Here is a 9,499-nt window from a genome sequence, read left to right on the forward strand (position 1 = left end):
TGTTTAATTGGGTTTCCCCCCCACCGGGGCACCCGTGGGGGGGGGGGGCTGTTACCGCGCCCGCCCCCGCCCTGCTGTCACGCCCACTTCGACGGCAACGATGGCGCCGAGCATCCGCAGGAGCCCTGGAGCTGCTCGGCTCCCCGGGGTCGGCACCGCCGTAACGCCTCGGCCAGCGGCAAGCACCTTCCGCAGCCGGCTTGGTAAACACGGCCAGCTCCGGAAGACCGGCCGCGATCCGGTCCTGCTCTTCGAGGACCTCGTAGAGGATCTGCTCCACAGCCGCCCTGATAGCCAAAGGGTGACGTGCGAGCTCGTTCAGCGTTGATGCTGGCATGGACGAGACCAGGGAGCTCCTGGAAGTCCTGCTCGACGGGGTGACCGAGCCGCGCCTGAAGCTGATCAGCGAGGACGAAGCGCGGGCGTTGATGGTGCTCCTCGGGCTGCTCGACGACACGGAGCAGCCCGAGGACGTGCACCGGGCCGTTGTCGAGATGAGGTTCCGGCTCGGATCCCGCCTCGGCTGACCCTGAGGATCAGCCGCGTACGGCGTCTACGGCGCGGGCTCGTAGACGACGGTGGTGGTCGGGCAGTCCTCGGCGAGACCGAGGAGGGCCTGGCGCTCGGCGTCGTCCGCGGCCAGGTTCCAGCGCAGCTTCGTCGCGGCCCACTGCGCGGCGTACTCGCAGTGGCAGCCCCCGGCCGGCGGCAGCCACTGCGCCGGTTCCTTGTCCGCCTTGCTGCGGTTCGACTTTGCCGACACCGCGATCAGCGTCAGCGGAGAATCCTGGTCGTTCGCGTACGCCTCCCGGCGCGCCGCACTCCAGGCGTAGCCACCAGCTGGCGGGGAGCGCTATTTCCAGAGATGCCATATTCCGGACTCCAGCAGGGGCGGTGGCCACGCGAAGTCGACGGAGTTTCCTCAACGCCTCCGGGGCAGGCACCTCGAGGCCACTATGGCGGCGTCGAGGTGCCTGCCCCGGGCCGCTGGCGGGGCCTTGCGCAGAGCGCGGCGCCGGGTCCCGGTCAACGCTGCCGCAGGGAACCCTCGGGTGCGCGGTGCTGGTGCGTGCGTCGTTGCAGTCCTGTGCCCCTGAGCGTCAGCCCATCTCCTCGTGGTTCGGCTTCAAACCCGCCAGCTCGGGAAGGGGCTGCCCGGCATCTGCCTTCTGTGCCAGGAGGTCGGCCTTGGGTCCCGCCGGCATGCAATGGAACCTGAGCATCCGCGGGCGCGTGCCGGGCCCGGCCTCCGGGACCCGCTCCATGGAGAAGCACTTCTTGCCTGGCTGCGACACGACCCTGTGCTTCAGGATTCCGGTGCTGGGCGCACTGGGCGTACTGGGCGAGGAGCTGGGGGTGTCGGCGAGTGCCGGACCCGGGTTGAGGAGGCAGTACAGGGCCTGCTTGCCGTTTTCGCCGAGGCCGGTGACGACGGCGCCGCCCCTGTCCCGACATTCCTTCGGCGTCTCGGCCGAGGCGGAACCCGCCGCGACGCCGATCAGAGCCAAGCCGAGTGGGGCTGCTGCGATGACGGCCATGAGTTTGCGCATGGAGTGCCCTTCATGGGTGGGGAAGATCGCGGAGGCGACATGGCACACACGATCAGCTACATAGAGTCGTTGCGGGTGCGGGGAGGCGGGCCTGGCCAGTCGCTGGTGCCGCCACGTCGCGGTGACAGCCACCGGGGTTGAGGCCAGCCGACCGCGTGAGTGTGGCGCACATGCAGGGCCCGCTGACCGCGGCACTCAGTCCGTGGAGTTCCACCAGGACGGGAACGGCCTGGCCCGCCAGCTGTCCGCTTTCGGGGCGCTGCTGCTGCGCGACCACATCACGGTGTTCCCCGATGGCCACGACGACTGCAACGCCGCGTACATCCTGGACGCGCTGACCGCGGTGAACATCCGCTGCTTCCAGCGCTGGTGCCTGGCGGGCGGCGGCGCGCCCACCGCCTGGATGGCCGCTGAGTTCCTGATCGAGTGCATGCAGGAACAGGGCGACCAGACCCTCCAGATCCTCAGCGATGTCCGCGGCGCTGCTCGGTACCGGCACCAGCTGGCCGGCACACCCGCGTGACGTACCGGCCGGAGCTCACGCTCTGGCCCGTTCGACGCCGTCGGTACCAGTCGTTCTGATCCCTGGCGCGCTTGCGTGACCGGTGGGAGTGGCTGGTCGTTGACGGAGTGGGAAATGCACATCGGCTCCGGCGGTCCCGACCGTTCTCCTGGTCCGCCCCGGCCGTCCCTCGTGGTCCTGGTGCCCGCGCCTGCTGGTCTCCTGGCATCCGTCCGCTGCTCGGATCGGCGGCCCCGGCACCAGGACCACCCCGCTCCCCCCGCCCCGGTGATGCGGGCTGCCCGCGCCACCGGCCCGCGAGAAAGGGCCGTGGATCGGTCGGGGAATCTGCTGCTCCCGGTCTGTTGATCACAGCGTGGGGGCCCGACCCTTTGGACAGAGGATCGCGTGGGGGGTCGCTGCCTCACCCTGTCGGCCGACGCTGAAGTGTGTCAGTGGTTCCGACACCGAACGTGTCAGTGGTCCGTACGGAGGTCGTGCGGATCGACGTGCGCCTGGTCTCGATCGTCGACGTCGCCCTCGATCTTGCCGCCGTACGGCCCGGAGGGCCCGATCTTCCCGTGGGTGCGGGCGCCCAGGACGGGGACGGCTTCCTTCGTACGGTTATGGGGCGGGATCACCGGCCGTTCGCTTCGAGCTGGGCGGGGACGCGGGGGGTCCGCAGTTCCTTGAGGTCGGGGATGTGGTTGTAGAGGGTGCCCACCGATACGCCGAGCAGGGCCGCGATGGTCTCGATGCTGTTCTCCGGGTTGGGCAGCATGTCGCGGGCGGCGCGCAGCAGGTTGTCGTTGACGACGGTGGGCCGGCCGCCCACGCGGCCGCGGGCCCGCGCGGCGGCCAGGCCCTCGTTGGTGCCTTGCACGATCAGCTCCCGGATGAACTCCGCGAGGGCGGCGAAGACGTGGAAGATCAGGCGGCCGCCCGGGGTGGTGGTGTCGAGCCCCTCGTGCAGGGAGGTGAAGCCGATCTGCCGCTCGCGCAAGCTCCCGACCCTGTTCACTAGGTCCTGGAGGCTGCGGCCGTACCGGTCCAGGGAGGGGACGACGAGTGTGTCCCCGCTCTGGAGGAAGGCGTGGCACGCCTTCAGCTCGGGCCGCAGGTCGTTTTTGCCGGACTTCTTCTCGGGGAAAATGCGCCGGCACCCCGCGAGGGTGAGGGCGTCGATCTGCCGGTCGAGCTTCTGCCCGCCGGTGGAGACCCGGGCGTAGCCGATACGGATCTCGGTCGGGTGGAGGGGGAAGGTGCCGAGGGGGTCGTCGTCCTCTGTGCTGAGGGGGCTGGTGGCGATCGTGCCCTCTCTTGACGCTGCGGTGGCCGCCTTTGTGCGGCGGCCACCGCAGGGGGTTAGGCGGTGGCCGCGTCCTGGCTGCGAGTGTGCGCGACGAGGGCGTGGGCGGCGGTGGGGTGGGCGGGCAGCAGGGCGCTCAGGCCGGTGAGGACCAGCATCCGCCCAAGGCGGTCGGGGACGGCAGCCAGGACCAGGGTGCCGCCCGCGGCCTTGGCGCAGCGGAAGATGCCGACCAGGGCGTTGAAGCCGGAGGAGTCGCAGAAGGAGACCGCCCCAAGGTCGAGGATCAGGTGCCGGTGGCCTTGTGCGATCAGGGCCAGTGCCTCGGTGCGCAGGCGGGGGGCGGTGGCTATGTCGAGTTCCCCGGCGACGTGGGCCAGGGCGAGGTCGCCGTCGGTGTGCTGTGGGGTGAGGCGGAAGTCGGTCACGGTCGGCTCTCCGTCTCGCCGGAGGGGGCGATGGTGTGGGCGGTGGCGGTCGCGGTGAGGCCGTCCGCGGCGTCGGCGAGGGGCACGGACAGGGCGAGCAGGGCGACGTCGTCACCGGCCCCGTGGGGCGTGGCGTCGAGGAGGTCGACGGTGTCCCCTATGACCGCCGCCGCGCTGGCGGGCCCGGTGCGCGCGGAAAGGAAACGGGTCAGGCCCTCTTCTCCGATCATTTCTCCGCCCAGGATGCGGGCCTCGGTCAGCCCGTCGGTGTAGAGGAGCAGTCCTTCGCCCGGGGCGAGGTGGATGGTGTGGGAGGCGAAGCGTGCCTCGGCGATGGCGCCGATGAGCATGCCTCCCTGGGGGCGCACTTCTTCCACCGTCCCCTGCCCCCGCAAGTGGTAGGCCGGGGGGTGGCCGCCGGTGGCCAGTGTGACGGTGAACCCGTCCTTCTCGTGGGGTTCCAGGGTGCCGAAGACGGCGGTGCAGAACCGGGTGCCGAGGTCCGGGTCGAGGAGCAGCGCCGTGTTCAGGGAGGTGAGGACTTTGTCGGGGTCGGGGTCGATCTGGGCGGCGGCGCGCAGGGTGTAGCGGGTCAGGGAGGTGACGGCGGCCGCTTCCGGTCCTTTGCCGCACACGTCTCCGAGGAAGAACGCCCACCTTGTGCCGTCGAGGGGGAAGACGTCGTAGAAGTCGCCGCCGACATCTTGCGGGGAGGCGGTGGCGTAGTGGCAGGCCAGCTCCAGCCCCGGCACCAGCGGCAGTGCCGGCGGCAGCAGGGTGCGCTGGAGGGTGGAGGCGAACGCCTGGATGGCGGCCGTGTCGCGCTCGGCGCGCTCACGGGCCTCCTCCTGCTCGATGCGCCGCTCCTGCTCGGTGCGCAGGGCGTTCAAAGCCGCCAGGCGCATCTCCAGCTCGTCGAGCACGATCGCGGCCAGGTCCGCGAGAGTGGCGGTGTCGTCCTTGGTGATCAGGCGCGGCTTGGTATCGAGGATGTTGACGGTGCCCAGCCGGTGCCCGTCGCCGGTGATGATCGGCGCGGCGGCGTAGAAACGGACCGCCATCGGTCCGGTGACCAGGCCGTTGTTGAACGCAACAGGATCGGCGAGCGTGTCCGGGATCACCAGCGTTTCGTCGGCGAGGATCGCCGAGCCGCACAGGCCCGGCTCCCGGCCGATCTCGCTCACGCCCTCCAGCCCGTGGGCGGCCTTGAACCAGATCCGGTCCTCGTCCACGATCGTCACGCTCGCCACCGGCACCTTGAACAGCCGGGCCGCCATCGCCGCCACCCGGTCGAACGCGCCGTCCGGCGGGGTGTCGAGGATGTCGTAACGGCGCACGGCGTCCATCCGAGCCGATTCTTCTACCGCACTGAGCGTTCGCCGGCCCGGCGTGTCCGCCGGGCCGGTCGCGGGTCGCGCTTGCGGCATTGATTGCCCTTCCTTGCCGCGCCGGCCTGGGTGGCCAACGACCGTCGCAGCCTAGACCGGCCTCCGGCGTCAAGAAGCCAACGTTTTCTGAGGATCGGCCGACGATCACCGAAAGAGGCCCCAGAGCCTTCAACAACTCCCTCAAAAAACCCGACCGAGGTCCCGCTGCCCGCCACCGGCACCTGGAACGCACCCGGCAAGGGCGGCGCCCAGGCCGACCTCGTGCTCACCGCACCGCAGCACGGGGTGCCGCTGCTGTTCATCGAGGTCGACAACTGCCACGAGACCGCCGAGGAACTCGCCGCCAAGCTGGAGAAGTACGCCCGGTTCTTCCGCCGGAAGATGAAGGACACCGACGGCAAGGAGCGCCCGATGTGGCGCACCCGCTGGACGGCACCCGACGACCGGTACGGCGACGCGCCGCATCCGCCCGTGCTACTGGTGTTCAACCACCTCGGCGAACGCAACCCCCAGCGCACGATCCCCCGCCTGCAAGAGCTCACCCGCCACCTGTGGCAGGGAGACCGGCAGCGCGGCGGCCGCCACCTCTACGACTGGCGGATCCCGATCGTCGCGGTCGGACTCCGTAATCTCCGCGAGCACGGACCGGCCGGCGCCGTGTTCGCCCGCTTCGGCCGCGATCACCCACAGACGCTCCTGGAGGCGATCGGCAACCCACGCCGCGATGCCGCCGACACCCGCGAGGAAGAGGAGTCCAGGGCCCGTCAGGCGGAGTACAAGGCGCAGGTGCAGCGCGCGGCGCAGGAGCAGGCGGCGGAGAAAGCCGCCCAACGTGAGGCACGCCGTCCCACCTGCACCGGCTGCCGAGCGAAGTTCACCGACGAACGGTGGGAGGCAACACAGGCAACGGACTGGGGCACCCAGAAGGACTCCCGCCCCGCCTTGTGCGATGCCTGCAAGGAGCGGTCCGTGGCCCCCGATCAAGAGCAGGAACAGGTGGTACCCGCGCAGAAGAACGGCCGCTGGTTCTCGCGTCGCACCTGACCCGGGCAAGCCTCCGCCGACCATGCGGGAAAGCCTTAGATGACCCTGGGCAAGCACCCTGACGGCTGGGTAAGTCTTCCGTCAGCAGCGTGGGTAAGCCTTAGGCGATCCTGGGCAAGCCCATACTGCCGGCTTGGTCCTACTCGGGGTTGGGAGCGGGGTCCGCGAACTCGCCGAGGAGCCTGGTGGGCGGCTCGAGCCCGACCCGCTGCCACCGCAGCCCAGCTACGTCCATGAACTGGATGGTCAGCCGGTGATTGGTCGCGTTGGAGGGGGCGATGCCCATATCCGTCCCCACCTCGTACCCGTGCACCGGATCGAGTAGCGGCCCCCAGCCCTGTTCCAGCAGATCAAGGTGGTGGCTCTGCCCCGCCGCCACGTTGCGGAATATCCGCTGGTCCTCTTCGGACCAGCGGACCGCGACCCCGGTATGGCCGTCGATCTCGGCATCGGCCCTGATGATCCGCAGCTCCAACAGCGGTTCGGAACTGTGGTTGACCACCTCGCCGCGGTTCCCGTCAATTCCGGACACCACCAAGCGTGCCTGTGCCCCTTGCCGGTCCGTCTCCTCCTTCCGCCGCATCTTCACTTCATGCCAGCCAAACCAGAGGGCTACGCCGGTTGCCCCTGTCGTTGCGATCGCGCTAGCCGCGTCCCAGAAGTCGCTCATGCCAGGACCCTAGACCCACGTCCACGTCACTCAACAGCGTGGGCAAGCCCAAGGTGAGCTTGGGCAACGACGACGGATAGTGTCGGGGTCGGTCCGCCGGTGCCTCGATCGGTTGTCGAACTCAAGAGGCTCGGGCTGGGCCGCATCGGGAGTTCTGCAAATGGCTGGATACAGCCCGTTAAGTGCGCGCAGAATGGGTGGATGCAGCTCACTCAGGTGCGAAGTCGTCTCTTTCGTAACATCGTTGACAGCGGCGAGGTCGACATCGCGCCGGACGTCACGGCTCTGGTTGGGAAGAACGAAAGCGGGAAGACAGCCCTGCTGTCGGCGATCTACCGCTTCCATCCCGTCTACCCCGAGCACTCCTTCTCCGTGGGACAGGACTACCCGCGGTGGCGGAAGGTCCCGGACACGCGCTCGGGCGATATCACCAAGGCGAAGCCCATCACCTGCACGTTCGAGCTGGGCGACGATGACTTGAAAGCGGTCGCCGACGTGCTCGGACCCGGCGTGCTCTCCGGGCGCTTCTACTCCCGCTCGATCCCTTACGAGGGCCAGCACAGGGTCACCCTTGAGGTGGACGAGGGGGCGGCGCTGGAGAACCTCTACACCTATGAGGAGACGCCGGCCGCCTTGCGCAGCACCCTCGGGACGGGGAGCATTGCCGACGCTCTGGAGCAGGCTGACGGTCTGGAAGCGGTTGAGGACTGCGGCTACACCGCAGCGGACATCGACCTCTTCGTCAGGGCGGCACGCCAACGGCTGGACGAGAAAGAGAGCGCGTGGCACCTGGCGGCACGCATCCTGCGCGAGCGTGAGCCGAAGTTCTTCTACTTCGGCGAGTACCAGAACCTCCCCGGCCGGATCGCCCTGACGGACCTGACCGGCCAGGAGGAAGAGCCCGGCGCTTCCGGCATCCAGACCGCCCGGGCCCTGCTCGCCCTCGTCAGCACGACGGCGGGGGCCCTGTCGGCGGAGGACTTCGAAGAGCGCAAGGCGGAACTCGAAGCGGTCGGCAACGACCTCACACAGCAGGTATTCGAGTACTGGAAGCAGAACCCTGACCTGTCCGTCGAGATCGACCTGGACAAGCAGACGATCCACCACCCCAACGGCCAGACGGCTGTCGCCAGCCACCTCGACATCCGGGTCAAGGACCGCAGGCACGGGTTCACCAACAACTTCTCCGCCCGCTCCACCGGCTTCCAGTGGTTCTTCAGCTTCCTTGCCGCGTTCACCGCGTTCGAGAACTACCCGCATGGCGTCGTCGTCCTGCTCGACGAACCCGGACTGAGCCTCCACGGCCGCGCTCAAGCCGACTTCCTGCGCTTCATCAACGAGCGCCTCGCCCCGGCCGCCCAGGTCATCTACACGACCCACTCACCGTTCATGGTCGAAACCGCCCGCCTCGACCGTGTACGGATCGTCGAAGACCGCGGCCCGGCCACGGGCGCCGTCGTTACCGATGAGGTCCTGGCCGTCACGGACGACTCGCTCTTCCCGTTGCAGGCGGCTCTCGGCTACGACATCGCCCAAAGCCTCTTCGTGGGCCCCGACAACCTCCTGGTCGAAGGAACGAGCGACTACACCTACCTCACGCTGCTCAGCGACCTTCTCAAGGACTCGGATCGCACCAACCTCGACGAACGCTGGCGAATCCTGCCCGCCGGCGGCGCCACGAACATCCCGGCCTTCGTCGCCCTCATCGGCACCAACCTCCAGGCCACCGTCCTCATCGACAGCACCCCGGCCGGGGTCGCCAAGATCAAGGCCCTCACCAACAAGGGCCTGCTGGCCCCGAAACGGCTCCTGCTCACCGACACCTTCACCGATGGCGTCAAGGACAGCGACATCGAGGACCTGTTCTCACCCGGGGACTACCTCAAGCTGTACAACGCCGCCTTCGGCACCACGCTCAAGGTCAACGACCTCAACGGCAAGGACCGCATCATCGCCCGCATCGGCCGGGCGACCGGTTCCCCGTTCACCGAGCACGGCCGACCCGCGGACACCCTGCTGCGGAAGCGGGACATCTTCCTGCCCGGACTCTCCGAGACCACCCTGAGCCGCTTCGAGCAGCTCTTCACGGCCGTCAACAAGACACTCGCCTGACCCACCACCCGTGTAGATACGACCTTGTCCGGCCAGCGGTACGGGGTTTGCCGACGGGTCCCGCACCGGAAGGGATGGTGTGGGACCCGTCAGTCAGTGTCCGGCCGCGAGGTCGCCGAGAGGGACGGATCAGCCGCGAGGTCGCCGAGAGGGACGGATCAGGCGGCGGGGTCCACGTCCTTGGCGAAGACCTTGAACAGGCCAGCGATGCTCTCGAAGACGTCCATCACGCCCACCGCATTCCGACCTTGGACAGCTGCTCGACGCGCTCGGGTGCCAGCGCGGCGCCGCGCCGGCGCTGGTTGTCAATCCACATCCCGAGCTTCAGCGGCACGTCCTGCTGCGCCTGGCCGTCGCCGTTACCGCCGGTGGTGATGGTTTCGACGTGCTTGCGGGGGACCGTGAGGTGGCCCTCGCGGGCGTAGAACTGCTGGGCGGCGGCGTAGTGCATGGCCCACTTGTCGGCCTGGCTGGTGCGCGCCTTCGGCTTCTCGGC

General features: G+C 69.0%; 11 protein-coding genes and 1 pseudogene. 4 read left to right on the forward strand and 8 right to left on the reverse strand.

Annotation, left to right across the window (positions count from 1 at the left end):
• Window positions 1-335 precede the first annotated feature (335 nt).
• Window positions 336-527, forward strand: a complete 192-nt coding sequence (locus ACFVX6_RS39840; protein ID WP_389699479.1) for a hypothetical protein — start codon at window positions 336-338, stop codon at window positions 525-527.
• 26 nt (window positions 528-553) lie between these two features.
• Here ACFVX6_RS39840 and ACFVX6_RS39845 read toward each other — a convergent pair.
• Window positions 554-841: pseudogene (locus ACFVX6_RS39845) on the reverse strand (HNH endonuclease); the annotation flags it as partial.
• A 259-nt stretch (window positions 842-1,100) separates the two neighbouring features.
• Entirely contained in the window at window positions 1,101-1,550 is a 450-nt protein-coding gene (locus tag ACFVX6_RS39850) for a hypothetical protein (RefSeq protein ID WP_389699480.1), read from the reverse strand.
• Between the two features lie 202 nt (window positions 1,551-1,752).
• On the opposite strand from ACFVX6_RS39850, the gene ACFVX6_RS39855 reads away from it, so the two are divergent.
• Window positions 1,753-2,073: a hypothetical protein gene (locus ACFVX6_RS39855; RefSeq protein ID WP_389699481.1), complete on the forward strand. Its 321-nt coding sequence runs from the start codon at window positions 1,753-1,755 to the stop codon at window positions 2,071-2,073.
• 455 nt (window positions 2,074-2,528) lie between these two features.
• Here the strand turns inward: ACFVX6_RS39855 and ACFVX6_RS39860 are convergent, their stop codons facing one another.
• Genes ACFVX6_RS39860 through ACFVX6_RS39875 form a run of 4 tightly spaced genes read right to left on the reverse strand, consistent with a single transcriptional unit; the run spans window position 2,529 to window position 5,135 of the window.
• A complete protein-coding gene (locus tag ACFVX6_RS39860; protein WP_389699482.1) occupies window positions 2,529-2,693 on the reverse strand; it encodes a hypothetical protein in 165 nt (54 codons plus the stop codon).
• On the reverse strand, window positions 2,690-3,361 hold the full coding sequence (locus ACFVX6_RS39865; RefSeq protein ID WP_389699489.1) for a recombinase family protein: 672 nt from the start codon (window positions 3,359-3,361) through the stop codon (window positions 2,690-2,692). Before ACFVX6_RS39865 ends, ACFVX6_RS39860 begins: the two co-directional genes overlap by 4 nt.
• A 56-nt stretch (window positions 3,362-3,417) precedes the next feature.
• Window positions 3,418-3,789, reverse strand: a complete 372-nt coding sequence (locus ACFVX6_RS39870) for an STAS domain-containing protein (protein ID WP_389699483.1) — start codon at window positions 3,787-3,789, stop codon at window positions 3,418-3,420.
• A complete protein-coding gene (locus ACFVX6_RS39875; protein ID WP_389699484.1) occupies window positions 3,786-5,135 on the reverse strand; it encodes a PP2C family protein-serine/threonine phosphatase in 1,350 nt (449 codons plus the stop codon). The genes ACFVX6_RS39870 and ACFVX6_RS39875 overlap by 4 nt, the downstream gene beginning before the upstream one ends.
• Before the next feature lie 303 nt (window positions 5,136-5,438).
• On the opposite strand from ACFVX6_RS39875, the gene ACFVX6_RS39880 reads away from it, so the two are divergent.
• Window positions 5,439-6,221 (forward strand): hypothetical protein, encoded by a 783-nt coding sequence (locus ACFVX6_RS39880; RefSeq protein WP_389699485.1) that lies wholly within the window; start codon window positions 5,439-5,441, stop codon window positions 6,219-6,221.
• Window positions 6,222-6,360: 139 nt separating this feature from the next.
• On the opposite strand, the gene ACFVX6_RS39885 is transcribed toward ACFVX6_RS39880, so the two are convergent.
• Complete coding sequence (locus ACFVX6_RS39885) at window positions 6,361-6,891, reverse strand: hypothetical protein (RefSeq protein WP_389699486.1); 531 nt, start codon at window positions 6,889-6,891, stop codon at window positions 6,361-6,363.
• Window positions 6,892-7,092: 201 nt separating this feature from the next.
• On the opposite strand from ACFVX6_RS39885, the gene ACFVX6_RS39890 reads away from it, so the two are divergent.
• Window positions 7,093-9,003 carry an AAA family ATPase gene (locus ACFVX6_RS39890; protein ID WP_389699487.1) on the forward strand — a complete coding sequence of 637 codons (1,911 nt, stop codon included), beginning with the start codon at window positions 7,093-7,095 and terminating at the stop codon, window positions 9,001-9,003.
• A 226-nt stretch (window positions 9,004-9,229) separates the two neighbouring features.
• Here the strand turns inward: ACFVX6_RS39890 and ACFVX6_RS39895 are convergent.
• Window positions 9,230-9,499 (reverse strand): helicase associated domain-containing protein (locus ACFVX6_RS39895; RefSeq protein WP_389699488.1); only part of this gene is annotated, 270 nt, incomplete at its 5' end.

This window comes from Streptomyces sp. NPDC058289 (genome assembly GCF_042880975.1).
GTDB classification, from domain to species: domain Bacteria; phylum Actinomycetota; class Actinomycetes; order Streptomycetales; family Streptomycetaceae; genus Streptomyces; species Streptomyces stoeckheimensis.